The sequence below is a fragment of the Streptomyces lincolnensis genome (genome assembly GCF_001685355.1).
GTDB lineage: Bacteria > Actinomycetota > Actinomycetes > Streptomycetales > Streptomycetaceae > Streptomyces > Streptomyces lincolnensis.
The window spans coordinates 1,054,477-1,079,546 of record NZ_CP016438.1; the positions used below are offsets into that span (position 1 = coordinate 1,054,477).

Consider the following 25,070-nt stretch of genomic DNA (forward strand, 5'->3'; position numbering starts at 1 on the left):
CCCCTCCTTCGAGGGGCGGCCGCCGTCAGGCCAGGGTCACCTCGACCGGCGGCTTCTTGATGCCGTTGACGAAGTTGGACCGCACCCGCGGCACGTCACCGACGAGGCGGATGCCGGTGAGGCGCGGGATCAGCTCGGGGCCTCGAACTCCCCACCGCCCCCGGCTGGTTCACCCCCGTCCAGTGGCACCCCGAGGACCCGGCCCAGCAGAGACTCTTCGACGCCCTGGTCAGAGTGGCCCTGGACCATCACCCGCGGGCCGTGTTCGGCGGGTCGCGGCCCACAGCAGCAGGGCGGCGAGGCTGAACGACGTGCCGAGAACCGTCACGGCCGGCCAGCCTGCCGTGGCGTAGGCGAGGGAGGCGCCGAGGGCGCCGAGGCCGCTGCCTGCCGAGTAGAAGACCATGTAGCCGCCGATGATCCTGCTGCCCGCGTCGGGCCGCACGGCGTGGATCAGTGTCTGATTGGTGACATGCACGGCCTGCACGGCGAAGTCCAGCAGGACGGCGCCGACGGCCAGCGCCCAGAGCGACCGTCCGGTCAGGCCGATCGGAAGCCAGGAGAGCGCCAGCAGGGCGAGGCCGACGCCGGTCGTGCGCTGGGCGAGCCCCCGGTCGTTCCAGCGCCCGGCCGCCCGGGCGGCGACGGCACCGGCCGCCCCGGCGAGCCCGAACGCGCCGATCGCGGTGTGCGACAGTGACCACGGCGGACCGCTCAACGGCTGCGCCACCGCGCTCCACAGCGTGCTGAACGCCGCGAACACCAGCAGGGCGAGCGCCCCCCGGATCCGCAGCAGCGGGTGACGGACGAACAGGGTGACGGTCGAGGCCACCAGCCATCCGTACGACATCCCGGGCGTTCCCGCGGCGGCCGTGCCCGGGGGCAGCACACGACGCACCAGCACCGCCAGGACGACGGTGACACCCGCGGACGCCAGGTAGACCGCCCGCCAGCCGGCGAGATCGGCGAGGGCGCCGGCGGCGGCCCGAGCCAGCAGGATGCCGGTGACGATGCCGCCGGTGACCGTGCCGACGGCACGGCCGCGCCGGGCGGGAGGGGTCAGGGCGGCGGCCGCCGCGACCATGGTCTGGGCGACGACGGCGAGCAGTCCGACCCCGGCGAGAGCACCGAGCAGCGCGGCCGCGCCCGGCGCCAGCCCGGCGGCCAGCAACGCGAGCGCCAGCAGTCCGAGCTGGCCGGTGACCAGCCGTCGCCGGTCGACCAGGTCACCGAGCGGCACGAGCAGCAACAGGCCGGCCGCATAGCCGAGTTGCGTCACGGTGACCATCGCGCCGAGCATCCCCGGACCGAGCGCGAACCGTTCCCCGAGCGTCACCAGCAGCGGCTGGGCGAAGTAGACGGTGGCGACGGAGCTGCCGCAGGCGAGGGCCAGCAGCGGCACGAGCCGGTCGGGCGGCGACGCGTCCGACACCCGGCAGGGCGCGGCAGGCAGGTTCTCGCCGCCGGTTCCGCCACGTCCGCCCGCCGTGGTGGAGCACTGGGTCGCCATACAGCCACCTTCCACTTGGTTGCATTTTGCTACCGGCGTGACGGTAGCCGTGCGCGGTAGCATGTTGCAACCACTCTTGTCGCAGCCACTCCCGGGAAGGCCCGGGGAGGTGGAGGAAGGGAGCCCTGGATGGTCGCTCGCACTCGTTTCGACGCCGACCCCTGCCCGGTCGCGCGGTCGGTGAACGCCATCGGTGACTGGTGGTCGCTGCTGATCGTGCGGGACGCCTTCGACGGCAGCCGCCGCTTCGGCGAGTTCCACCGCAGCCTCGGGATCGCCAAGAACATCCTGGCGGCGCGGCTGCGCGCGCTGGAGGAAGCGGGGGTACTGCACGGCGTACCCGCGCCGGACGGCGGATCCCACCGCGAGTACCTCCTCACGGACCGGGGCCGCGCCTTGTTCCCGGTGATCGTCGCCCTGCGCCAGTGGGGCGAGGAGCAGTGCTTCACCCCCGGCGAGGAGCACTCCCGCCTGCTGGACCGCCGGTCCGGCCGCCCGTTGCGCCGCCTGGAGACCCGGGCGGCGGACGGGCGACTGGTGGGACCGCAGGACACCGTCGTGGAGAAGGTGCACCAGCCGGACGGAGCGCTGACGGAGAGCCCGTAGGCGGCGGGCGGGACCCGCAGAACGATGACCTGATCACTCAACTCGCCTGTGACGCAAAGGACTTGCCTCAGTCACACCTCGCGCTCACGCCCTGACGCATGCCGCCCGGCGTTCAGGCCTGGGCCCGGCGCCCGCTCCGGCGGGGTGCCGGGGGTGCGCCGTCGAGGAGGGTGAGGCGGCGTTCCTCGCCGTGCTCCTCGACCTGGAGTACGACGCGCCGCAGGCCCTCCGCGACGGTGCGGCACTCCTCGTCGTCGAGCCGTGCGGCGACGAAGGCCTCCTCGTCGTTGAAGGCGGGGAAAATCCGCCGCATCAGCTCCTCGCCCTCCTCGGTCAGGCTGAGCAGTACCAGCCTGCCGTCGGTGGGGTGACCGGCCCGCCTGATCAGTCCGCGCTTCTCCAGCGTCCGCGAGACGCCGGTGAGCGTGCCCTTGGAGATACCCGCCTCCTCCGCCACGTGCCGGGTCTCCGACTCGCCCCAGATCCAGACCACCCACAGGACGACGAACGCCGTCCAGGTCAGGTCCGCGCCGCGCAGCACGGAGTTCTCCAGGTGCTGCCGTACCGCCGAGGCGGCGCGGTAGATGTTGGCGACGACGGCCATCTGCTCGTGGCGGACGGGGATACCGCCGAGCTTGGCCTCCGCCAGCTTCTCGGCTTGCGTGATGGATCGTTGGCCGGGCACGGGCACACTCCTTCGCGCCTGTGAGGCGCATCGGATCTCAGATGTCGTTCGCATCCAAATTGTACGGAGCCCCGGACCGCGTTCCTCGTGCCTCTTATCTACGGTCACGCTCTGCACAATACCCCCCTGGGTATATCTGTTACGGTGGTCAGCAGATACCCCGGGGGGTAATTTCCGCGAAGGAGAGTGGCCGTGTTCTTTGTCGAGGTCCTGGAGACCGAAGGGCTGGGCAACCGCAGCTATCTGGCGGGCGGCAGCCGCGCGGCGGTGGTCGTGGATCCGCCGCGGGACATCGACCGCGTGATCGGCGAGGCGGCGCGGCGGGAGGTGCGGATCGTGGCCGTCGCCGAGACGCACGTCCACAACGACTACGTCAGCGGCGGCCTGGAGCTGGCCCGGCTGACCGGCGCGCGCTATCTGGTGCCGACCGGGGCGGAGGTGGCGTACACGAGGGTGGCGGTGGCCGACGGGGACGTGGAGCCGGTCGACGACAACCTGGTGCTGCGGGCGGTGGCCACTCCGGGGCACACCCCGCATCACATGTCCTATGTGCTGGAGGAGTCGGGGCGGGCGGTGGCCGCCTTCACCGGCGGTTCGCTGCTGATCGGCGGCGTGGGCCGGCCGGATCTCGTCGAACCGCGGCTGACCGAGCGACTGGCCCGCGCCCAGCACGCCTCCGCGCACCGGCTGGCGGCGGACCTGGACGACGAAGTGGCCGTGCTGCCGACGCACGGCTTCGGCAGCTTCTGTTCCTCCTCGCGCGTCCCCGGTTCGCGGGCCGGGGACGCGCACACCACGATCGGCGCGGAGAAGGCGTCCAATCCGGTGCTCGTACAGGACGTGGACACGTTCGTCGCGGAGCTGCTGGCCGGCCTGGACGACGTCCCCGCGTACTACGCGCACATGGGTCCGGCCAACGCGGGCGGCCCGGCGCCCGTGGATCTCACCGCGCCCCGCCGCGCGGACGCGGCGGAGATCGCGCGGCGACTCGCGGCCGGGGAGTGGGTGGTGGATCTGCGCAGCCGGGTGGCGTTCGCCGCCGGACATGTGGCCGGCACCTTCAACTTCGAGGTCGACGGGCAGCTCGCGACCCACCTGGCCTGGATGATCCCGTGGGGACGGCCGGTGACCCTGCTCGCCGAGAGCGCCGAGGACATCGCCCGCGCCCAGCGGGAACTGACCCGCGTCGGCGTCGACCGTCCGGCCGCCGCGGCGGTCGGCTCCCCCGCCGACTGGATCACCGGCGGGTCGGCGCCGGTGTCGTTCCCGCGGGCCACGTTCGCCGCTCTGGCCGCCGCACGCGAGCACGGTGAGGGCGTGGTGGTGCTCGACGTGCGCCGGGACGGCGAGCGCGCGGGCGGCTGGATCGCCGGCAGTGTCCATCTGCCCGTCCACCAGGTCCGCCACCGTCTGGCGGAGGTGCCCGCCGGCCGGGTGTGGGTGCACTGCGCGGGCGGGATGCGCGCGGCGATCGCCGCGTCCGTGCTGGACGCGGCGGGCCGGGACGTGGTGGCCGTCGACGACGGCTTCGCCGCGGCGGCCGAGGCGGGTCTGCCGCTCGTCGTCCCCGCCCATGCCCGACCCGCCACCTGACCCGCGCGACAGCACCGCCAAGCCCCCACCACCGCACCCCGTCGCGAACCCGTCGTCGCGCACCCGAGGAAACACACCCATGGTCTTCTCCCGACGCGGCTCCGGCCGCAGGCCCGCCCGGCAGGCCCACCACATGCTCCCCGGGCGTGAGCCGGTGCTGATCCGCCGCTCGGACAACCGCTCGCGACAAGCCGTCATCCCGCTCTCCGACGTCAGGGGCGGGATACGTGACCGGGCCGCTCGGGGGCTGCCGGTCGAGGATGCGCGCGGGGCTGCCGGGACCGTCGTATGACGGCGTTCGTCCTGGCCCTGCTCGCGGGGGCCGTGGTCGGTCTGGCTCTCGGCGCCCTGGGGGCCGGTGGCAGCATCCTGACCGTTCCGGCCCTGATCTATCTGCTCGGCTTCACCCCGGCGGCGGCCACCACCGCGAGCCTGGTCGTCGTGATCGTCACCTCGGTCACCGCTCTGCTGGCCCATGCCCGCGCGGGTGCGGTGCGGTGGCGGGCCGGGCTGCTGTTCGCGGCGGCCGGTCTGCTTCCCGCGGCCGCGGCCGGCGCCCTGTCCTCCCATGTCCCGCAGACCGTGCTGATCCTGATGTTCGCGGCCCTGGCCCTCGCGGCCGGCCTGCACATGCTGCGCGGCCGCACTCCGCGCGGGGACGGGAAAGTGGCGGGTGTGCGGGCGCTGGGCGCCGGGGCGGGCCTGGGTACGGTGACCGGGTTCCTCGGGGTCGGCGGCGGCTTCCTCGCCGTACCCGCGCTCGTGGGTGTGCTGGCCGTGCCGATGAGCGACGCGGTGGGCACCAGTCTGCTGGTCATCGTCGCCAACACCCTGGTGGCCCTCGGCGCCCGCGCCCACGCGGCCGTGCACCTGGACTGGTCCCTGATCTCACCCTTCCTCGCCACGGCCGTCCTCGGCGCCTGGGACGGCCGACGGCTGGCGGCCAAGGTCGCCGTCGGGACGCTCCAGCGGGTCTTCGGCACCGTCCTGCTGACGGTCGCCTTGGCCATGGGCGTGACGGCCGCGCGATGAACGGCGTGCGAGTGCGGCCCGGCAGCTCGGCTCAGGCCAGGGACAGGAAGAGCTTCTCCAGCCGGGCCCGCATCTGCGCGGAGTCCCGCACCTCGGGGTCCTCGCTGGTCATGCACTGCTCCAGCCCGGTCGCGATGATCGAGAAGCCGGCCCGGTCCAGCGCCTTGGACACCGCCGCGAGCTGGGTGACGACGTCCTCGCAGTCCCGGCCCTCCTCGATCATCCGGATCACGCCCGCGAGCTGGCCCTGGGCGCGCCGCAGCCGGTTCAGCGCGGACTTCAGCTCCTCGGCCGACATGTCGAGTTGCACACTTCCTCCTCTTTCATACCCCCGTGGGTATCTTACCCGTGGGGCACAACACCCCATCGAAAGGTTCTGTTCCATGACGACCCCCCTCGCCCTGACCCCAGCCGAGGTGCACGGCCGAATCGACGACTTCACCGTCGTGGACGTCCGCACTCCCGGCGAGTACGCGAGCGGCCATGTCCCCGGCGCCCACAACATCCCGCTCGACCGCGTCGAGGAAGCCTCGCCCTCCCTCCGATCGGCCGCCGCACGCGGGCCCTTGCTGGTCGTATGCGCCTCGGGAGCCCGGTCCGGCCGCGCCTGCGAGCAGCTGAAGGACCTGGGGATCGAGGCGGCCACCCTGGAGGGCGGCACCACCGCGTGGACGGCGGCGGGCCACCCCGTGCGGCGTCCGGCCGGCGCCCGCAGCCCCTGGCCGATGGAACGCCAGGTCCGCCTGACCGCCGGATTCCTCGTGGCCGTCGGTTTTGTCGCGGGTCTGGCCTGGCCGCCCGCCCACTGGCTCTCCGGGCTGATCGGTGCGGGCCTGGTCTTCTCCGCCACGACCAACACCTGCGGGATGGCGGTCCTGTTGGGCAGGCTCCCCCACAACCGCCCGCCGAGGGACGCCGTTTCCTTCGAGGAGACGTTGCGGCGCGTGGCCGCCTGACATACCGTTACCACCTTGACCGGTGACGAATGGGAGGGCGCATGACCCGGATCGATGACATCGAGGTCGTCGTCCTCGACGTCCTCGGCACCCTGGTCGACGAACCCGGCGGCCTGCGCGCGGCGCTCCGCGAGGCGGTGCCCGCGGCCGACGACGCCCATGTCGAGGAGTTGCTCGCCTTGTGGCGACGCCACATCGAGCGCGAGCAGGAACGCATCGGAGAGGGAACCCGCCCGTACGTCACCACCGAGGTCCTCGACGCGGAGGCCGCACACCGCGTGGCCGACCACGCCGGACTCACCGACAGCGCGACCGTGGCGCGGCTGGCCACGGCGGGGCAGCGGCTGCCCGCCTGGGACGACTCCGTCGCCGCGCTGGAGCGGCTCGCGCGGCGACTGCCCGTGGCCGGGCTCTCCAACGCCAGCCGCACCGCGCTGCTGCGGCTGGCCGCACACGCCGGGCTGCGCTGGCACCAGGCCCTGTCCGCCGAGGCCGTCCGGGCCTACAAGCCCGCGCCGGAGGTCTACCGGCTCGCCGTGGACAGCGTCGGATGTCCACCGGACCGCGTGCTCATGGTGGCCGCCCACGCCTGGGACCTGCGCGGAGCCCGGGCGCAGGGCATGCGGACCGCCTACGTGCGACGGCCGGACGCGGATCCGCCGACGAGCTCCGACGCCTTCGACCGGCGATTCGGCACACTGGACGACCTGGTCACCGCGCTGACGGCGAGCCCCCCGGACGAAGCGGTGGGGTCCGCGTCGGGCTCGGGCACGGGGTCGGACCGGTCGCAGATCCGCCGGTAGGGCGCGTCGGGTACGTAGGTCCGCCACCGCGCCTCGTCGAGTCCCGCGCCCGCGGGGCGTGCCTCGTCGGTTCCGGCGCCCGCCCGGGCGCAGACCCTGAGGACCGCCCAGGACGGGTCGATGGTGTACCGCTGGAGCGGGACATGGGCGCTGCCCGCGTACAGGGTGCCGCTGTCCGGGCTGAAGGCGAGGGTGCGCAGTTCCTCGCCGGAGGTGGGCAGCGGGCTGCCCAGGGGCTGCTGGGTGGCCGTGTCCCAGAGCTGGAGGGTGCCCGCGGTGCCGGCGACGGCGAGCGTCTGGCCGTCCGGGCTGACCGCGAGGGCGCTCACGGCCTCCGGGGTGGCGCCGATCGGCGCGGGGAAGATGTTCCGCAGCACGCCCGTGCGGTGGCCGAGCGCCCCGTCCCACAGGGCGACCCGGCCGGTCCGGTCACCTGCCGCCAGACGTGAGCCGTCGGGCCCGAAGGCCAGGGCGCCGATCCGGTCGCCCTGCACGAGGTCGCGTTCCGTGGTGGCCGTGGCGGGCGGTCGCACGAGCCGGTTGTCGCCGACCAGGAGGCGGCCGTCGGGATGCACGGCCAGATGGCCGCTGGCCAGGCCGGTGAGCACGGCGGTGCGGCGGCGCCGCTCGGTGTCCCACGCCTCGTTGACGAACGCGCCGCTGCCGAGCCTGCGGGTGGTGTAGAGGGTGCGGCCGTCAGGGCCGAGCGCCATGCCCACGACGGCTGCGCCGGACCCGGACGTGGCCGGATCCAGCGTGGAGCGGACGCGCAGACGCTCCATGTCCCAGACGGTGAGGTGTTGGGGCGACGTCTGTCGCCCGGGGGCCGAGACACCGTACGCGAAGCTGGTGCCGTCGGGGCTGAACGCCATCACCGGCAGGGTGCGATGCGCGGGGACGGGCCGCTCGGGGTCCCGGGCGACGGGCAGCGGCGGGGGCGGCAGCGGGATCGGCGGGAGTTCGTCGCGGGTGTCGCGGAGCTGGAAGCGGTAGGTGGTGCCGAAGCGCTGGGCGGTGGCGAGCATACGACCGTCCGGGCTGAGCAGGAGTCCGTCCACGGGCCGTTCGCGCCAGGCGGAGGTGACCGCTCCGGCGAGGTCGAGGGAGTGGACGGTGCTGCCTTCGAGGTAACGCAGGACCGGCCGGTACGGGTCCCAGGCAAGACCGCCGTACAGCTGCTGGTTGTTCAGGGGGTGCCGGAACGCCGGGCTTCCGGGGGCCGACAGTCGCCAGACCCTGATCTCCTCACCGTCGGCGGTGGCGAGGAAGGCACCGTCCTCGGCCCGGCTGAAAGCGGCGTACCGGGCACCGGGGTGATCGACTTCGGCGAGTTCGTCCCCGGTCGAGGTCTCCCAGATCCGTACGCCCTTCGACGACAGGAGCGCGAGCCGGTCGTCCCCGAGGACGAGGGTGCGGCAGTCGCCGCCGGCCCGCTCCCAGGGGCCGGGCACGGGACGCCGTCGCGCGGTGTCCCAGACCCGCGGCGCACGGCCGGAGGGACAGACGGCCACCAGCCGGCCGTCCGCGCTCGCCGTCACACCCGCCGTGCCGTCGGAGCGGGTCTCGAAGAGGGTCGTGCCGTCCACGGCGGAGATGACGCCCACCCGGCCGTCGCCCGCACCGCGCAGCACATAGCCGCCCCGTCCGGTCACCGTCACGCCCGACGCACCCGGATGTGCGGCTCCCCTCCAGTGGCCGTCGGCCCTGTCCCACAGCCTGATGCCCGCTCCCCCGGCGAGAGCGAGCACGCGGGCGTCCGGTCCCACGGCGACCACCCGGCCCCGCGGCAGCCGGCCCGAACCGGTGTCGCGGTGTGCCGCCACGTCCCAGCTGTGCCAGGTCCGGCCATCGGTGCTGAGCAGCGTGCGGCCGGAGTCGACGAGGAAACGCCGGTGCCCCTCCCCCACCGCCGGGTCGGTGAACGTGTCCAGTTCGGGCTGGGCCAGCGCCCCGAGCAGCGCCCGGCGCGACTCGGGCAGCGGCGAGATCCGCCAGGCGGCGACACCGAGCAGTTGCGCGGTCCGCGGATCGGTCGTCCGCATGGCGTCGGCGACCGCGGCGACCCGGCGGGCGGCGGTGTCCGTGCGCTGCCGTTGGTTGTCGGTGTGCTGTTGCCAGGCGACCAGGCCCACCACCGACGCCACGGCCAGCACGCCCGAGAGCGCGACGGTGAGGACCCGTGCCCTGCGGGTGGCGTGGGCCGCGGCCCTTCGTTCCGCCTCCCGGACCTCCAGCGCCTCCCGCAGGAAGGCCTGCTCCTGGGCCGTCAGACCGGCGTCGCCGGTGAGGAGTTCCTGGGCGGCGTCCAGTCGGGCGCCGCGCCACAGCGCTCCGGGGTCTCGGTCGTGCTCCAGCCAGACGCGCGCGGCCTCGGCCACCTGCCGACGGCGGCGCAGCCGGTCGCGGTCCTCCTCGATCCAGCCGCGCAGCCGGGGCCAGGAGGTGATCAGGGCCTCGTGGGCGAGCTGGACGCCGTCCTCGTCCACGGTGAGCAGCCGCGCCTCGGCCAGGTGTTCCACCACCGCGCGCACCGCGGGATCGGCCCACTCGTCCAGTTCGGCCCGGGTGAGGGGACGCCGGGTGTCGACGGTGACCCGGCCGGGCTCCACCATCCGCAGCAGCAACTGCCGGGCGGCGCGGGCCTGCGCCGCGTCCAGCCTGCCGTAGGCCTCCTCCGCGCTCGCCGCTATGGCGCCGCGCACGCCGCCCACCGTCTCGTAGGCGGCCACCGTCAGCAGGCGCCCCTTGCGTCGCCGCCAGGTCTCCAGCAGCGCGTGCGACAGCATCGGCAGCGCGCCCGGCTCGCCGAGGACCTCCTCGACGATCCGTGCCGTCAGCTCCCGTTCGACGAGCAGTCCGGCCGCCTGCGCGGGCCTGACGACCGTCTCGCGCAGTTCGTCCGCCGTCATCGGGCCGACCAGCAGACTCGCCCCGGACAACACGGTGGCGAGGCCCCGGTGTTCGGCGCAGCGGGCGTAGAAGTCCGCCCGTACCGCGATCAGCACCCGCAGCCGGCTGTCCGGTTCCCGGGCCGCCAGCAGCAGGTCGAGGAAACGGGTGCGCTCGGCCCGGCTGCGGCACAGTGTGAAGACCTCCTCGAACTGGTCCACCACGACCCAGCTCTCCGGCTCGCCGCGCCGCGGTGCCAGCAGATGCCGGTGGGTCGCGGCGGGCCGGGCCCCGGGGGTGAACACCCGCAGCGCCGCCGGGCAGTCCTGCCGTGCTGTCTCCTCCCGCAGCCGTGGGAGCAGCCCCGCCCGCAGCAACGAGGACTTGCCGCTGCCCGACGCCCCGAACAGCACGGCGAAGCGGTGTCCGCGCACCAGCTCCAGGAGTTCTTCCGCAAGTCGGTCCCGTCCGAAGAACAGCGCGTGGTCGTCCCCCTCGAACCGAGCGAGGCCGCGGTACGGCGGCACGGCGTCCTCGGTGTCCGCGCGCGTCGCCGCCGCGGACTCGGCCTCCTTCCAACGCCGTTCCCACCCCGCCGGGTCGGCGCCGCACGCCCGTACATAGCCCTGGACCACGGCCAGGGACGGCAGCCGTTCGCCTCGCGCCGCCTCGGACAGGGTGGTGGCGGAGAACCCCGCCGACTCGGACATGATCCGGTACGCCGGAGTGCCCGCGGTCTTCCGCAACTCGCGGAGATCATGGGCGAACCGCTGTACGGGTCCGGCCTCCGGGTCCAGGGGTCGTTCCGGACGCCCCACGCTCCCACCCACTTCCGCGCGCATTCGTGCCGTACCTGCCGTACATGAGGACAAGGTGCGGTCCGGCCGGCCGGGGCCGGGCTGTGGAAACCCTTTCCGCACGAGATGTGGCGTTGATGGCCGTGGCATGACATGCCGCCGCACAACTCCACCGGCTCGCGCGAGTTGAACGCTCTGATCGTAGGACGTGCCTTTCAACTCCCGCCTGTCCAGCCTCGGAAGTGCACTGCCGGATCTCCCGGCACACCGAGCCCCCGGAGCACCCCCCATGCCCCAGAAACCGAAGCGAAGGACTCCCCGTCCCGGCAGGGCCGCGCTCGTCGCGCTCAGCGCGGCCGCCCTCGTCGTCGCGCTTCCCACCAGTGCGTCGGCCGGCGTTCTGACGCCGCTGGGCGAGAGCACCACGTCGTTCCAGAAGACGTTCCGGCCCTACTTCGACTACGACAGCGACAGTTGCTTCCCGGCGACCGCCATCGACTGGAACGGCACCCTCAACGGCGGTCTCCAGGACACCGGTTCGGTGACCGGCGGATGCCGTACCGACCACCTCGGCAAGGCCAACACCTACTCGCGCGTCAAGTGCAACAACGGCTGGTGCGGGATCATCTACACGCTCTACTTCGAGAAGGACCAGAACGCGCCCGGCAACGTCGTCGGCGGACACCGCCACGACTGGGAGGCCTGCGTCGCCTGGGTGCGGCAGGGCGATCCCCAGCCCTCCTACGCCTCCGTCTCCGCGCACGGCCAGTACACGACCCGGACGTTCACCTCGGTCCCGAGGGACGGGGTCCGCCTCAAGTGCGTCTACCACAAGGAGGGCGCCGGCACCCACTCCATGCGCTTCGCCAAGGACGGCGAGCGCCCGGAGGCCTGGGGCGACGGCGGCTGGGACCAGCCGGGCCTGGTCAGCTGGAACAGCTTCCCCCGCGGCAGGGACGACCTCGACCTCCAGGCCAGGCTGAACGGCGCCTCCTGGGGCAACGCCAACTTCCCCCTGAAGGACGGCAGGTTCGAGGTCGAGCTGGAGCGCGCCAAGCCCTCCGGGATCCCCTTCGACCCCCGCGGCAGCGGCTGACCCACCCTCCCCACGGACTACGACCGCCGCCGGTCACTCCCCCGGCGGCGGTCGTGATGGCATGGCGCCGGAGCGCGATCGCCGGCTCCGAGGGCGTCGCCTCGTCCGGTCACCCCGTAGGCGTCCCGAAGGGGAGGGCCTCACTCGAACGCAGGTGTTCCCTCAGCCACTGCTCGGTGTTGCTGACGTGCAGCAGCGCGGCGGCCTGACTGAGGGCGGCGTCACGGGTGGACAGCGCGTTGAAGATCGCCTCGTGCTCGGCGAGGGTGCGGCCCGCGGCCTTGTCGTCGACCAGACCACGCCAGATGCGGGCACGCAGCGTGCGCCCGGAGATGCCCTCCAGGAGCGCCAGGAGCGTCTCGTTGCCGGTGGCCAGGACGACGGCACGGTGGAAGGCCACATCGTGGGCGTTCAGCTGCTCCACATCGTCACGGGCCTCGCGCATGGCGTCCAAGTGCCGTTCCACCTCGGCCAGTTCGGCGTCCGAGATCCGGGTCGCGGCAAGCGCCGTGGCCATCGGTTCCAACAGCCGCCGCACCTCCATCAGGTCCCGCAGGGCGATCGCGTCCCCCTGCAACAGCTCCACCGCGCCGCCCAGCCCCTCCAGGAGCAGGCTCGGCTGGAGGCTGGTCACATACGTGCCGTCGCCCCGCCGCACCTCCAGCACCCGCGCGACGGCCAACGCCTTGACCGCTTCCCGGGCGAGGTTGCGGGACAGCCCCAGCTGCGCGGCCAGGTCCGGCTCCGGCGGCAGTTTCGACCCCGGAGGCAGAGCGCCGGTCCGGATCAGCTCACGGATGTCATCGATGGCCTTGTCCGTCAAAGACACCGCTCATCCCCCTCACCATGTCCCACCAGCACGTCCGGCCCGATCAGCCCCCGAGCACGGAGACCGGCGCACAGCCCGTTCGGGATGCGCCGACGTTGCAGTTCCACGATTCGCACGACCTGTTCCCGAGTCAGCATGCCGAGGGTGACGTGATGATACTTCGACGGGTACTGGTCCGGCCGAGGGGCCGTGGAGCGGAAGCGGACCTAGGCTGGATGGTGTCGCTGGAAACCAGCCGTGACGGGCACGGCTGTCCGGACGGAGGCACCGCGCGTGGACATGTCCGGCAGGCAGGACGCCCCCGCCGCCGCCCTTGTGGTGGACCCGGACGGCGTGGTGAGCGGCTGGAGCGAGAGCGGGCGTCTGCTGCTGGGCTGGACCGTGGAGGACGCCGTCGGGCGGCCCCTGACCGACCTGCTGGCCGCTCCCCCGCCCCCCGGCTTCCCCGAGAGCCACGACAGCGGCCCCGACAGCACGAGGCTCGTTCCGCTGCGCCACCGGAACGGCTCCACGCTGGACGCCCTGGTGTCGGCTCACCCGCTGTTCGGCGCCGACGGCCGGGCCCTGGGCCACGCGGTCACCGTCCACCGCTGGGAACGCCGCCCGGTGATCGCCGACCTGGCCTTCGAGCAGTGCCCCTTCGCCCTCGGCGTCTACGACCCTGAGCTGCGGTTTCTCTGGGTCAACGCCTCCGCGTGCCGGGTGATGGCGCACTCCGAGGAACAGGTGCTCGGCGAGAAGTACCGCGAGCTGTTCCCCGAACTGGACGACAAGGCGTACACCAACCAGCTCGCCGAGGTGGCCAGGACCGGTGAGCCCGCGCGTCTCATCACCGTCTTCCGCCCGCTCGGCAGCGATTACGCCAACGCCTGGGCCACCAGCATGTGGCCCGTCCGGGATGCCGAGGGCAGGGTCCGCGCGGTCGCCAACTGGGGATTCGACATGAGCGCCGAGTACTGGGCCCGGCAGCGACTGCTCATCCTCAACGAGGCCGGTGTCGGAATCGGCCGGACGCTCGACGTGCTCGGCACCGCCCGGGAGCTGGCCGGAACCTCGGTGCCGGGATTCGCCGACCTCGTCACCGTGGATCTCTTCGACGAAGTGCTGCGCGGAGAGGAACCGCCCTCCCCGCCCACGTTCGCCCCCGGCGAGACCGTCACGCTCAGCCGGGCCGCCGGGCACAGCGCGCAGGACGACACCGACCGGGATCCGCGGCACCCGACGCCGGTCGACCACGTGGCCGGTTCCGTCGCCGCCCGCTGCCTGGCCACCGGCCGGTCCACGGTGCAGCTCGCCGCCGAACCCCATCAGGGCGGCGAGTGGGCCTTCGGGCCGGGGCTCGCCGCCGACCCGGCCCACTGGCCGCCGGGCAACCCGTCGATCGACCCCTCCATCGCCGCGGACGGGCTGACCGGCCGGATCACCGTGCCCCTGCGGGCCCGCGGCGCGCTGCTGGGCGTCGTCGCGTTCTCCCGCAGTGACCGGCCCGAGGCGTTCACCGCCGACGACCTGATCCTCGCCGAGGAGCTGACCGCCAAGGCGGCCATCGCCATCGACAACGCCCGCCGGTACTCGCGCGAGCGCACCACCGCGCTGACCCTGCAACGCAGCCTGCTGCCGCAGCGGCTGCCGAGCCAGGAGGCCCTCGATGTGGCCTCCCGCTATCTGCCCGCCGGGACCGGCGCGGAGGTGGGCGGTGACTGGTTCGACGTCATCCCGCTCTCCGGTGCCCGGGTCGCCCTGGTCGTCGGGGATGTCGTCGGCCACGGCCTGCACGCCTCGGCCAGCATGGGCCGGCTGCGCACGGCGGTCCGCACCCTGGCCGACGTGGACCTGCCGCCGGACGAGTTGCTGACCCACCTGGACGACCTGGTCCTCCACCTGTCGAACGACCTTCAGCCCGCCGACGCCTTCCAGCCGGCCGGCGAGTTCGGGGCCACCTGCCTGTACACCGTCTACGACCCCGTCTCCCGGCACTTCGCGCTGGCGAGCGCGGGGCATCCGCTGCCGCTGATCATCTCCCCGGACGGCACCAGGACCCCGACCTCCGCACAGCCGGGACCACCGCTCGGCATCGGTGGGCTGCCCTTCGAGGCGACCGAGGTCGAGCTCCCCGAGGGCAGCCTGCTCGCCCTCTTCACCGACGGGCTGGTGGAGTGCCGCGAGCGCGACGTCGACCAGGGGATCGCCGAACTGTCGCGGGTCCTGAACCATGCGGCCGGCTCGCTGGAAGGCCTGTGCGACACGGTGCTGGACGCCATGCTCCCCGAACGCCGCACCGACGACGCCGCCCTGCTGCTCGCCCGCACGCTGGCGCTGGATCCCCAGCACGTCGCCGACTGGGACGTCGAACCCGACCCCTCGCAGGTGCCGCGCGCCAGGAAGTTCGCCGTGGAACAGGTCGACGCGTGGGGCCTGGAGGAGGCGTCCTTCGTCACCGAACTGGTGGTCAGCGAGCTGGTCACCAACGCCATCAGATACGGCGAGCCCCCGATCAGGCTACGGCTGATCCGCGACACCTCCCTGATCTGCGAGGTGTCCGACGCCAGCAACACCGCCCCGCACCTGCGCCGGGCGCGCGCCTACGACGAGGGCGGCCGGGGCCTGCTGCTCGTCGCCCAGCTCACCCAGGGGTGGGGGACCCGGCACACCACCGAAGGCAAGACGATCTGGTGCGCGCAGACCCTTCCCGAGCCCCCTTCCTGAGTCCGGGCCCCAGCCTGTACGCCGTCACGCCCCCGCAGCCTCGATGAACTCACCCACGGCGCCGCGCGGGTCCCCCGAGCGGACCAGGGCCTCGCCGACCAGCACCACGTCGGCTCCCCAACCGCGGTACTCCGCCACGTCCTTCGGGCCCGTCACCCCTGATTCCGCGACCCTGACCGTGCCTTCGGGGATGCCCGTCACCAGGTCGGCGAACACCGCGCGATCGACGTCCAGCGTCGTCAGGTCCCGCGCGTTGATTCCGAGGAGGTCGGCCCCGGCGGCCACCGCACGCCGTACTTCGTCGGCCGTGTGCGCCTCCACGAGCGGCGTGAGCCCCAACTCCCCGCACAGGCCCATCAAGTCGGTGAGCTGGCTGTCGTCCAGCGACACGACCATGAGAAGCGCCAGATCGGCACCGTGCGCGCGGGCTTCCCACAGCTGGTAGGGATCGACGATGAAGTCCTTGCGCAGGACGGGCACGTCGACCCGGGCGCGTACGGCGTCCAGATCGGCGAGGGAGCCGCCGAAACGCCTGCTCTCGGTGAGCACGCTGATCGCGGCGGCACCGCCGGCCGCGTACTGGGCCGCGAGGGACGCGGGGTCGGGGATGTCCGCCAGCGCGCCCTTGCTGGGGCTCTTCCGCTTCACCTCGGCGATGATGGACACCCCTGGCGCCCGGAACGCGGGCAGGGGGTCGAGCGCGGGTGCCGCGTCCGCCGCCCGGGAGCGCAGCTCCGCCAACGGCGTCGCACTCTTTCGTTGTTCCAGGTCCTCACGGACTCCCGCGAGGATCCCGTCCAGAACGCTCATCGCCCACTCCTTGTCGCATCGTCTTCGGATCGATCACGGCGTGCGTATATCGATCATGGCGTGCGTATCAGGCGGCATCGCGGGGAGGCAAGTGAACTTCTCGTGGAAGCGCGGATCGACCGCCGCCGGTCCGTGGCACGCGCGGCGTGATCGGGAAACGGCAGGGGCCTTCCCGCATCGCACACGCGGAAGGCCCCCACGGTGTCACCGCGTTCGGCGTCGCCTCAGCGCAAGCGGTCCTTCATCTTGTAGTAGGCGCCGCCGAACGGCAGGAACCAGGGCGTGCCGTTGTAGAAGGGGACGGGGACCTTGGGGAAGCCGAGGCCGCGCAGTGGGTTGGCCTCCGGCTTGCCGTCCATCATCTCGGCGACCGCCCGGCCCATGTAGGTGGCCATCTGGACACCGTGGCCGCAGTAGCCCATCGAGTAGTACAGGCCGTTCTCCTCGCCCGCGTGCGGGAGACGGTCCCAGGAGAAGCCGACCATGCCGCCCCAGACGTAGTCGATCCGCACTCCCGCGAGCTGCGGGAAGATCTCCGTCATCTCCCGCTTGAGGATGTCTCCGCTCTTGACGTCGGAGGCCGGGTCGGAGGGCGCGAAGCGGGCCCGGCCGCCGAAGGCCAGGCGGTTGTCGGGGGTGAGACGGATGTAGTGGCCGATGTTCTTGGAGTCGACCACCAGGCGGGCGTTGGGGATCAGTTCCTTGGCGCGCGCCTCACCGAGCGGCTCGGTGACGATGATGAAGCTGCCGACGTTGATGAGCCGCTTGCGGAACGACGGCAGCGCCTTGTCGGTGTAGGCGTCGGTCGCGGCCATGACCTGCTTGGCGCGGATCGTGCCGTTGAGGGTCTCGACCACGAACCCGCCGCCGGGCAGCCGGGTGAGGCCGGTGGCCGCGTTCCGCTCGTGGATCTCCGCGCCGGCCCGCTCGGTTGCCTCGGCCAGGCCGTGGACGTACTTGCCCACGTGCAGGGCGGCGCTGAGCGGGTCGAGGAGGGCGCCGTGGTAGTAGTCCGAGCCCAGCTCGGACTTCAGCTCGGCGCGGGTGAGGAGCTTGGTCTCGTGGTCGAAGTTCTCGGCCAGGTCGCGCTGGGTGGCCTTCATCGACTCGAAGTGCTGCGGTTTGAAGGCGACTCCGAGGCGTCCCGCACGGTTGAAGTCGCAGTCGATCTTCTCGGTGCGTGTCAGCTCCTCCACGACGTCGACCGCCTCGCGGAAGGAGTCGTAGAGCTCTCGGGCGCGCTCCTGGCCGTAGCGCTTGCGGGCCTCGCCGACACCGATGGTGAGGCCCTGGGTGCACATGCTGCCGTTGCGGCCGGAGGCGCCCGAGCCGACCTTGTCCTTCTCGACGAGGACGACCCGGGCGCCCTTGCGGGCGGCGTGGTAGGCGGTGGACAGGCCGGTGAGGCCGCCGCCGACGACCACCACGTCCGCCTCGTCGGGCAGGTCCTTTCCGGACCGGTCGGGCAGGGCGGGGGCGGTGTCGAGCCAGTAGGGGATCTGCTTCATGGCGTGCGTCCTCTGTGTTCTTCGTCCTGTGTCGCCGGGTGGCCGTGTGGTCAGCAGCCGAGCAGCTTCGGCAGGCCCGACAGGTCGGGCAGCTCGTCGTAGGGCTGGTAGTCGGCGCTGCCCGGGTGGCCGAAGCGGTTGATCCACACGCGGCGCTTCAGGCCGAGGTCACGGGTCGGGATGTGGTCGTACTCCCAGCCCTGCGCGGTGTGGATGACCTGCGAGGGCTCGACGCCCATGGTCTTGTAGGCGTGCTCGAAGGTCTGGCGGTCGGGCTTGTAGGCGCCGGCCTGCTGGGCGGTGATGACGTAGTCGAACTCGACGCCGATGTTCTCCACATTGCGCGCGATCAGGTCGTCGTCGGTGTTGGAGATGATGGCGATCTCGTACTTGGTCTTCAACGCGCGCAGGGCCTCCGGGACCTCCGGGAACGGACCGAAGGTGGGGACGGCCTCGACCAGGGCGTCGCCGTCGGAGGTGCGGTACTCCAGGCCGTGCAGGCGCATGGCCGTCCGCAGGCTGGAGTGCAGGATCTCGTGGTAGGGGCGGTACGCCTCCAGGACGGCCTGGAAGCGCATGACGCGGAAGTCGTCGAGGAACTCGTCGACGTCCAGGTTGTCCAGGTCCAGCCGGTCGGCCAGGACCTTGAGGGTGGTGGGGCCGAGCTGGAAGTCGACCAGGGTGCCGTAGGCGTCGAAGGTGACGATCTCTCGCATGGTGTTCAGCCTCGATTCGCGTGTTTCTCAAGTGGGTTGGGGCGTCAGACGACTTGTTCGCCGGGGGTGACGATCGCGTCCAGGGCGGCCAGATCGGCGGCGTCGGGGATCCAGTCGGCCGCCGCCGCGTTGGCGGTGACCTGTCCGGGATTCATGGCGCCGCAGATCACGGAGCCGACGGCGGGCAGGGCGGCCAGTCCGCCCACGGCGACCTGGAGGAGGGTCAGGCCGCGTTCGGCGCCGTACGCGGTGAGCGCCTCGACCCGGTCGAGGGAGGCGTCGGTCAGCCAGCCCTGCCGCCAGGACAGGCGGCTGCCGGGCGGGGGCTGCTCGCCGCGCCGGTACTTGCCGCTGAGCAGGCCGTTGGCCAGCGGGTAGTACGGCAGCAGGCCGATGCCGTGGCGCAGACAGGCCGGGATCAGCTCCTCCTCCACGCTGCGGTCGAGCAGGTGGTAGCGGGCCTGGGTGCTCACGAAGGCATCGCTCAGGTCCTCGGCCGGGAGGGCCGAGCAGCCCATGTACCCGATCTTGCCCTCGGCGACGAGTTCGCGCAGGGCGGCGATGGTCTCGTCGAGGGGGGTGACGCCGTCCGGCTCGTGGTACTGGTACAGGTCGATGCGGTCGGTGCCGAGACGGCGGAGCGAGGCTTCGACGGCGTACCGGACATAGGCGCGGGCGCCCCGTCGGCCGTACTGGTCGGCCTCCGGGCCCATCTCCATGCCGAACTTGGTGGCCAGGACGACGTCGTCGCGGTGGCCCTTGAGGGCGGCGCCGAGAAGGCGTTCGCCGTCGCCGCGCGTACCGCCCTGTTCGCCGAAGCCGCCGTACATGTCGGCGGTGTCGAACAGGGTGATCCCGGCGTCGAGGGCCGCGTGGACGACGGCCTTCGTGCCGTCCTCGTCCAGGCGGGAGCCGAAGTTGTTGCCGCCGACGCCGACCACGGAGACGGTCGGGCCGCGTTCGCCCAGGGTGCGGTATCTCATGACCGGCTCCCGAAGCCGATGCAGACGTTCTTGGTCTGCGTGTAGCTCGCCAGGGCTTCGAGGCCCTTCTCCCGGCCCCAGCCGCTGTGCTTGTAGCCGCCGAAGGGCAGCTCGACGCCCGTGCCGACGCCGGTGGCGTTGACGGAGACCTGGCCGGCCCGGATGCCCTCCGCTAGGCGCATCGCCTTGTCGATGTCGCGGGTCCAGACGTACGAGGAGAGGCCGTAGGGGCTGTCGTTGGCGATGTCCAGGGCCTCGTCGGCGTCGTCGAAGTCGATGACGGTGACGACGGGGCCGAAGATCTCCTCGCGGGCGCAACGGGCCTGGTTGGTCAGGCCGGTGAGGACGGTCGGCTCGATGTAGTAGCCGTCGGCCAGGGCCGGGTCGGACGGCGCGCCGCCGCCGACGCGGACCGTCGCGCCCTCCTGCCGGGCCAGGTCGAGGTAGCCCAGCACCCGGTCGCGCTGCCGGGCGGCGACCAGCGGGCCGATGTCCGGGTCGGACAGGCCGGGGCCTACGCGCAGGGTGGCGATCTTCTCCACCAGCCGGTCCAGGAACTCCTCCGCGCCGCGTTGAAGAAGCAGGCGCGTCCCGGCCGAGCACATCTGTCCCGCGTTGCTGAACGAGGCGCCCAGGATCGCCTTCAGGGCCAGGTCGAAGTCGGCGTCGGCGAAGACGACGAACGGCGACTTGCCACCCAGCTCGGTGACCGACGGCACCACGTTGGCGGCGGCCGCCTGGGCGACCTTGATACCGGTGGGAACGGAGCCGGTGAAGGTGACCTGGTCGATGCCGGGGTGTCCGGCGAGGGAGGCGCCGGTCTCGCCGTCGCCGGGGACGACGTTGAGGACGCCGGGTGGCAGGCCGCACTCCAGGGCGATGCGGCCGATCTCCAGCGGGGTCAGCGGCGCCTCGGGAGAGGGCTTGAGGACCACCGTGCAGCCCGCGGCCAGTGCCGGGGCGGAGCCCCTCGCGGTGTTCTGGAGCGGGTAGTTGAACGGGATGATCTGGCCGGAGACGCCGATCGGCTCGCGCACGGTGTAGTCGAGCAGCCCCGGGCCCAGCGGGATCGTGGAACCGCCGAGCTTGTCGGCGAAGCCCGCGTAGAACTCGAAGTAGCGGGCGGCTGCCTCGACGTCGGCCTTGGCCTGGCCGAGCGGCTTGCCGGTGTCCTGGCTCTCCAGCCGGGCCAGCCGTTCGCCCTGATGACGAATGGCCTCGGCGATCCGGTACAGGAGCCGGCCGCGGTCGGCGGCGCGCATCCCGGCCCACTCGGGCGCCGTGAACGCTGCCCTGGCCGCGGCCACCGCCCGGGCCACGTCCGCGGGGCCGGCCAGCGCCACCTTGGCGATGGCCGTCCCGTCGGACGGGTCGAGGACGGTGAAGGTGCGGCCGTCGGAGGCGGGCACCTGCTTGCCGTCGACGAGGAGCAACTGGGTGTCGCCGCTCATGGCCGGATCTCCTCCAGCACCTCACCGAAGATGACGACCTCGTCGCCCGGACGGACGGTGCGGATCCGGCGCACCCACAGCACGATGCCGTCCTGCGGGGCGGTCACCTCTTCCAGCGTGTTGCCGTAGTGGTCGACGATGTGGGCGATCAGGTCGCCCTCCTTGCAGGTCTCCCCCGGTTCGGCGTGTCCGAGGAAGAAGCCGCCGGCGGCGGAACGGGCGAAGGTGCCGGAGGTGGCGGTGTAGCTGTCGCGCAGCTTCGCCTCGCCGTCGGTCATCTTCAGCTGCCGCATGATGTTGCGGATCGAGTCGATGTGCAGGTCGACGTTCGACTCCCGGTAGGTGCCGCCGCCCGCCTCGATGGTGATGGCCGGTTTGCCCGCCGCGAGGGTGGGGTGACGGACCGTGCCGCCCCACTTGCCGCCCTTCCAGACCAGCTCGTGCCCGGCTGCGAGCGCCAGGTCCGTGGCCAGTTCCTCGTAGCCGCCCTGGAGGATGACCAGTGGGGCGATCTCGCCGAAGGTACCGCCGGTGTGCAGGTCCACGAGCGCGTCGATGGCGGGGACGACCTGCTCGACGAAGGTGGCGGCCAGCCGCAGGGAGTACGAACCGTCCGCGTCGCCCGGGAAGATCCGGTTGAGGTTCAGGTAGTCCAGGCCGCTGGTGCGGGCGGCCGCTTCGAAGGCGGGGGTGTTCATGCAGGGGATGCCGACGAGGGTGCCGCGCAGGGTGGCCGGGTCGATGTCGGCGAGGACGCGGCGGATGGCCTCCTGGCCGTCGTACTCGTCGCCGTGCACGCCCGCGTCCACGCACAGCACGGGGCCGTCTTCGATGCCGTTGACGACGATCAACGGTATGCCGAGTTCCACGCCGTAGCTGCTGGTGCCGACAGGGATGAGTCCCTCGGCGCGTTCGCCGGGGGCGACGGTCAGTGGACCGATGGAGTACATGGATGTGGTTCCTTTCGAATGCACGAATGCGGGTGTCACAAGCGGGCGGACGCCTCGCCGAGGGTGTCCGCGAGGATGTCGGCGATACGGTCGAGGAGGGGGCGGTCGCTGATCAGCGGGGGCGCGATCTGGACGAGTGGCGCCGACCGGTTGTAGACGCGGGCCAGGAGACCGGCCTCGCGCAGGCGGCGCGGGATCAGGTCGGCGACCAGGTCGGCCCGGGCGCGGTCGCTGAAGCCGCCGTCGTCGAGATCGCCGACGAGTTCACAGGCGTAGAAGAAGCCGGCGCCGCGGACATCACCGACGAGGGGCAGATCCCCGAGGGAGGTCATGCGCCGGGCGAGGTGGTCCTGGAGGCCGCGGACGTTCTCCAGGATGCGGTCCCGCTCCATGATCTCCAGGCTGCGCAGGGCGATGGCGGCGCTGAGCGGGTGACCGCTGAAGGTGTAGCCGTGGTTGAGGACCTCGCCCGGCCGGTTGATCACCTCCGCGACATGTCCCGCGACCAGAGTCGCGCCCATCGGGGCGTAGCCGGCGGTGATGCCCTTGGCGACGGTGACGATGTCCGGACGGGCGCCGTAGCACTCGCCGCCGAACCACTCCCCGAGCCGGCCGAACGCGGTGATCACCTCGTCGGCGACCAGCAGGAAACCGTAGCGGTCGGCCAGTCGGCGCAGGCCCTCCCAATAGCCGGCGGGTGGGGTGATGCAGCCGCCCCGGTTCTGTACCGGTTCCGCGATGAGTATCCCGACCGACTCCGGGCCCGCCGCCAGGACCGTGGCCTCCACGTCCGCGAGCAGGTACGCGGTGAAGGCCGCCTCGTCGAGCGGCTGTTCCAGGGCCGCGTGGTTGGTGTTGGCGACGAAGTGGGTCTCCACGGCGGGCGGCCCGTACGGTTCGGTGAGGCCGGGGTCGTCGGTGAAGGACAGCGCCCCGAGGGTGAGCCCGTGGTAGGCGCCGCGCCGGGCGATGGCCTTGGTGCGGCCCGGTTCGCCGCGCAGGGTGTGGTACCTGCGGGCGATCTTCCAGGCGGTCTCCACGGCCTCGGCGCCGCCGCCGCTGAAGAAGACGTGCTCGATGCCGTCGGGGGCCAGGGCGGCGAGGCGCTCCGCGAGGGCCAGGCCGGTGGGGTGCGCGGATTGCGACCACAGAGGGCTGTAGCACAGTTCGCGCAGCTGCTTCTGGGCCGCCTCAGCGATCTCGTCGGCGTAGGAGTAGCCGATCTGGCAGCAGTACAGCCCGGACAGGCCGTCGATGTAGCGGTTGCCGGCCGTGTCGTCGAGGTACGGGCCCTCGCCGTGGCGCACGACGAACAGATCCCTGCCCTGCGGGGTGAGCGAGCCGTTCGCGGTCATGTTCAGCAGCAGGTGCCGCTGAGCGGTCGTGGTGGTCATACGGTCTCACCTCCGGGAGTGGCGATCCCCGTCGCGGTCTCGACCGACAGCAGGGAGTCCTGCCGTCCGGAGCCGAGCCAGCGCACTACGGCCACCAGCACGAGGGCGAGGATCGCGAAGGCGATCAAAATGGCGCTGATCGCGGTCACGCTGGGGTCGATGTCGAAGGTCAGGGAGTTGTAGATCTGCACCGGCAGGGTGACGGTGCCGACGGAGGACAGGAACTGGGAGATGTAGAACTCGTCGAAGCTGGTGATGAAGGAGAAGATCGCCGCGGCGATCATTCCGGGTGCGGCCAGGGGGAAGGTGATCCGCCGGGCGATCGTCAGACGGCCGGCGCCCATGCTGGCGGCGGCGTCCTCCAGGCGTTCGTCGATGCCGCGCAGGGTCGCGATCAGGATGAGCACCGCGATCGGCGAGGCCAGCACGGTGTGGCCGAGTGCGATCGCGAGCGGGCTGCCCAGCATCGCGGCGGGCTCGAAGAGCAGGAACAGGCCCAGCGCGGTGACGATCTGCGGGATGAGCAACGGTCCGAGGACCAGGGCGTAGACCGCGGAGCGCAGCGGCAGTTCGCTGCGGGTCAGCGCGGTCGCCGCGGTCACACCGATGATCAGCGAGAACACGGTGCTCAGGGCGGCGACGAAGGCGCTCAGCGACAGCGCGGCCGGCCACTTGCTGCCGTCGGCGAACAGCGCCTTGTACCAGCTGAGCGTCCACGCGTCCGGGGGGAAGGATCCGAAGGCGTTGCTGCTGAAGGAGGTGACGAGGATGACGACGATCGGCAGGGCCAGGAACAGCAGGATCACGGTGGCGGTCGCCGTCAGCGCGATGCGTCCGGTGAGGGTGCTGCGCAGCTCCATCATGAGGTGCTCCTCTTCTTGCGGCTGGCGCCGAAGGAGGTGACGAGCTTGACCAGCAGCAGTCCGGCGAAGGTGAGCAGCAGCAGGATGACTCCCTGGGCGGCGGCCCCGTTCCACTGGTTCTGCTTCATCACCTGCTGGTTGATGAGGGAGGCGACCATCGTCTGGTTCGGGCCGCCCATCAGGGCGGGGGTGATGTAGTAGCCCAGCGAGAGGATGAAGCTGAGCAGTCCGGCACTGGCGAGGCCGGGGGCGACCAGGGGCAGGTAGACCCGGCGGAAGATCGTCACGCGTCCGGCGCCCATGCTGGCGGCGGCGGCGAGCAGCCGCCGGTCCACGCCGCGCATCACGCCGTACAGCAGCAGCACGGTGTACGGCAGCATCACCGAGGTGGTGCCGATGACCACGCCGATCTCGTTGTAGAGGAGCTGGAACGGCGCCCCGGGAACCCACAGGTCGGCCATGGCCTCGTTCACCAGGCCCTTGTCGCCGAGCAGGATGATCCAGCCGTAGGTGCGGACCAGGGCGCTGATGAAGTGCGGGACGACCACGATCAGCATGGCGACGCCGGCCCACAGGGGCTTCAGCCGGGAGATCGCGTTCGCCAGGACGAACCCGAAGAGGAGGCTGAACAGCGCCGTCTCCGCGGAGATCCGCAGTGTGGTGAACAGGACCGAGAGGTTGACGCCCGTCAGCGCGTCGACGTACCAGTGCAGCGTCAGCGATCCGTCGGCGTTCTTCAGGCTGAGGAACAGCGTGCTGAAGATCGGGTAGACGAACAGCACCAGGAGATAGACGACGACCGGCAGCGCGTAGAGGATTCCGGCCCGTGTTCTGCGGGAGGCCAGGAGCTTGCGGGGGCGCGCGGGGGTGCCCGCGAGGGTGGCGGCCATGGC

General features: G+C 72.2%; 21 protein-coding genes and 2 pseudogenes. 9 read left to right on the top strand and 14 right to left on the bottom strand.

Features of this window, described 5'->3' with window-relative positions; genetic code table 11:
- Positions 1-126: 126 nt before the first annotated feature.
- Positions 127-306: pseudogene (locus tag SLINC_RS49180) on the top strand (hypothetical protein); the annotation flags it as partial.
- Here SLINC_RS49180 and SLINC_RS04670 read toward each other — a convergent pair.
- Entirely contained in the window at positions 230-1,510 is a 1,281-nt protein-coding gene (locus SLINC_RS04670) for an MFS transporter (RefSeq protein WP_079164406.1), read from the bottom strand. The pseudogene SLINC_RS49180 and the gene SLINC_RS04670 sit on opposite strands and share 77 nt — an antisense overlap.
- A 129-nt stretch (positions 1,511-1,639) precedes the next feature.
- Between SLINC_RS04670 and SLINC_RS04675 the strand changes: the two genes are divergently transcribed.
- Positions 1,640-2,116, top strand: a complete 477-nt coding sequence (locus SLINC_RS04675; protein WP_067427150.1) for a winged helix-turn-helix transcriptional regulator — start codon at positions 1,640-1,642, stop codon at positions 2,114-2,116.
- Positions 2,117-2,228: 112 nt separating this feature from the next.
- On the opposite strand, the gene SLINC_RS04680 is transcribed toward SLINC_RS04675, so the two are convergent.
- Entirely contained in the window at positions 2,229-2,801 is a 573-nt protein-coding gene (locus tag SLINC_RS04680; RefSeq protein WP_067427153.1) for a MarR family winged helix-turn-helix transcriptional regulator, read from the bottom strand.
- 192 nt (positions 2,802-2,993) lie between these two features.
- Between SLINC_RS04680 and SLINC_RS04685 the strand changes: the two genes are divergently transcribed.
- The 3 genes from SLINC_RS04685 to SLINC_RS04695 all read left to right on the top strand — a co-directional run bounded on the left by SLINC_RS04685 (position 2,994) and on the right by SLINC_RS04695 (position 5,426).
- A complete protein-coding gene (locus tag SLINC_RS04685) occupies positions 2,994-4,394 on the top strand; it encodes an MBL fold metallo-hydrolase (protein ID WP_067427156.1) in 1,401 nt (466 codons plus the stop codon).
- A 79-nt stretch (positions 4,395-4,473) separates the two neighbouring features.
- Positions 4,474-4,686, top strand: a complete 213-nt coding sequence (locus tag SLINC_RS04690) for a hypothetical protein (protein WP_067427159.1) — start codon at positions 4,474-4,476, stop codon at positions 4,684-4,686.
- On the top strand, positions 4,683-5,426 hold the full coding sequence (locus SLINC_RS04695) for a sulfite exporter TauE/SafE family protein (RefSeq protein WP_067427163.1): 744 nt from the start codon (positions 4,683-4,685) through the stop codon (positions 5,424-5,426). The genes SLINC_RS04690 and SLINC_RS04695 overlap by 4 nt, the downstream gene beginning before the upstream one ends.
- Positions 5,427-5,457: 31 nt before the next feature.
- Here the strand turns inward: SLINC_RS04695 and SLINC_RS04700 are convergent, their stop codons facing one another.
- Positions 5,458-5,736 (bottom strand): metal-sensitive transcriptional regulator, encoded by a 279-nt coding sequence (locus SLINC_RS04700; RefSeq protein WP_067427167.1) that lies wholly within the window; start codon positions 5,734-5,736, stop codon positions 5,458-5,460.
- 73 nt (positions 5,737-5,809) lie between these two features.
- Between SLINC_RS04700 and SLINC_RS04705 the strand changes: the two genes are divergently transcribed.
- Positions 5,810-6,382, top strand: coding sequence for a rhodanese-like domain-containing protein (locus SLINC_RS04705; RefSeq protein WP_067427170.1), 573 nt, complete (start codon positions 5,810-5,812; stop codon positions 6,380-6,382).
- Between the two features lie 41 nt (positions 6,383-6,423).
- Positions 6,424-7,185 (top strand): haloacid dehalogenase type II, encoded by a 762-nt coding sequence (locus SLINC_RS45680; protein ID WP_079164407.1) that lies wholly within the window; start codon positions 6,424-6,426, stop codon positions 7,183-7,185.
- A 263-nt stretch (positions 7,186-7,448) separates the two neighbouring features.
- On the opposite strand, the pseudogene SLINC_RS04710 reads toward SLINC_RS45680, so the two are convergent.
- Positions 7,449-11,162, bottom strand: a pseudogene (locus SLINC_RS04710) (nSTAND1 domain-containing NTPase); the annotation flags it as partial.
- Here SLINC_RS04710 and SLINC_RS04715 point away from each other — a divergent pair.
- A complete protein-coding gene (locus SLINC_RS04715; RefSeq protein WP_067427176.1) occupies positions 11,161-11,967 on the top strand; it encodes an NPP1 family protein in 807 nt (268 codons plus the stop codon). The pseudogene SLINC_RS04710 and the gene SLINC_RS04715 sit on opposite strands and share 2 nt — an antisense overlap.
- Positions 11,968-12,076: 109 nt before the next feature.
- Here SLINC_RS04715 and SLINC_RS04720 read toward each other — a convergent pair whose 3' ends face one another.
- Positions 12,077-12,796, bottom strand: a complete 720-nt coding sequence (locus SLINC_RS04720) for a FadR/GntR family transcriptional regulator (protein WP_067427178.1) — start codon at positions 12,794-12,796, stop codon at positions 12,077-12,079.
- Positions 12,797-13,075: 279 nt separating this feature from the next.
- Between SLINC_RS04720 and SLINC_RS04725 the strand changes: the two genes are divergently transcribed.
- Positions 13,076-15,502 carry a SpoIIE family protein phosphatase gene (locus SLINC_RS04725; RefSeq protein ID WP_067444989.1) on the top strand — a complete coding sequence of 809 codons (2,427 nt, stop codon included), beginning with the start codon at positions 13,076-13,078 and terminating at the stop codon, positions 15,500-15,502.
- A gap of 24 nt (positions 15,503-15,526) precedes the next feature.
- Here SLINC_RS04725 and trpC read toward each other — a convergent pair whose 3' ends face one another.
- The 9 genes from trpC to SLINC_RS04770 form a co-directional block, all read right to left on the bottom strand.
- Entirely contained in the window at positions 15,527-16,312 is a 786-nt protein-coding gene (gene trpC, locus SLINC_RS04730) for an indole-3-glycerol phosphate synthase TrpC (protein WP_067427181.1), read from the bottom strand.
- A 224-nt stretch (positions 16,313-16,536) separates the two neighbouring features.
- The gene (locus SLINC_RS04735) at positions 16,537-17,820 is read right to left on the bottom strand and encodes an NAD(P)/FAD-dependent oxidoreductase (RefSeq protein WP_067427188.1); all 1,284 of its coding nucleotides are present in this window, start codon (positions 17,818-17,820) and stop codon (positions 16,537-16,539) included.
- Positions 17,821-17,870: 50 nt separating this feature from the next.
- Positions 17,871-18,536, bottom strand: a complete 666-nt coding sequence (locus SLINC_RS04740; protein ID WP_067427191.1) for a haloacid dehalogenase type II — start codon at positions 18,534-18,536, stop codon at positions 17,871-17,873.
- 44 nt (positions 18,537-18,580) lie between these two features.
- Positions 18,581-19,519 carry an aldo/keto reductase gene (locus SLINC_RS04745; RefSeq protein WP_067427195.1) on the bottom strand — a complete coding sequence of 313 codons (939 nt, stop codon included), beginning with the start codon at positions 19,517-19,519 and terminating at the stop codon, positions 18,581-18,583.
- Positions 19,516-20,970 carry an aldehyde dehydrogenase family protein gene (locus SLINC_RS04750; RefSeq protein WP_067427200.1) on the bottom strand — a complete coding sequence of 485 codons (1,455 nt, stop codon included), beginning with the start codon at positions 20,968-20,970 and terminating at the stop codon, positions 19,516-19,518. The genes SLINC_RS04745 and SLINC_RS04750 overlap by 4 nt, the downstream gene beginning before the upstream one ends.
- A complete protein-coding gene (locus SLINC_RS04755) occupies positions 20,967-21,920 on the bottom strand; it encodes a succinylglutamate desuccinylase/aspartoacylase family protein (RefSeq protein WP_067427203.1) in 954 nt (317 codons plus the stop codon). Before SLINC_RS04755 ends, SLINC_RS04750 begins: the two co-directional genes overlap by 4 nt.
- A 35-nt stretch (positions 21,921-21,955) precedes the next feature.
- Positions 21,956-23,314, bottom strand: coding sequence for an aminotransferase class III-fold pyridoxal phosphate-dependent enzyme (locus SLINC_RS04760; protein ID WP_067427206.1), 1,359 nt, complete (start codon positions 23,312-23,314; stop codon positions 21,956-21,958).
- The gene (locus SLINC_RS04765; RefSeq protein WP_067427209.1) at positions 23,311-24,177 is read right to left on the bottom strand and encodes an ABC transporter permease; all 867 of its coding nucleotides are present in this window, start codon (positions 24,175-24,177) and stop codon (positions 23,311-23,313) included. Before SLINC_RS04765 ends, SLINC_RS04760 begins: the two co-directional genes overlap by 4 nt.
- Positions 24,174-25,067 carry an ABC transporter permease gene (locus SLINC_RS04770; RefSeq protein ID WP_067427212.1) on the bottom strand — a complete coding sequence of 298 codons (894 nt, stop codon included), beginning with the start codon at positions 25,065-25,067 and terminating at the stop codon, positions 24,174-24,176. The genes SLINC_RS04765 and SLINC_RS04770 overlap by 4 nt, the downstream gene beginning before the upstream one ends.
- Between the last annotated feature and the right edge of the window lie 3 nt (positions 25,068-25,070).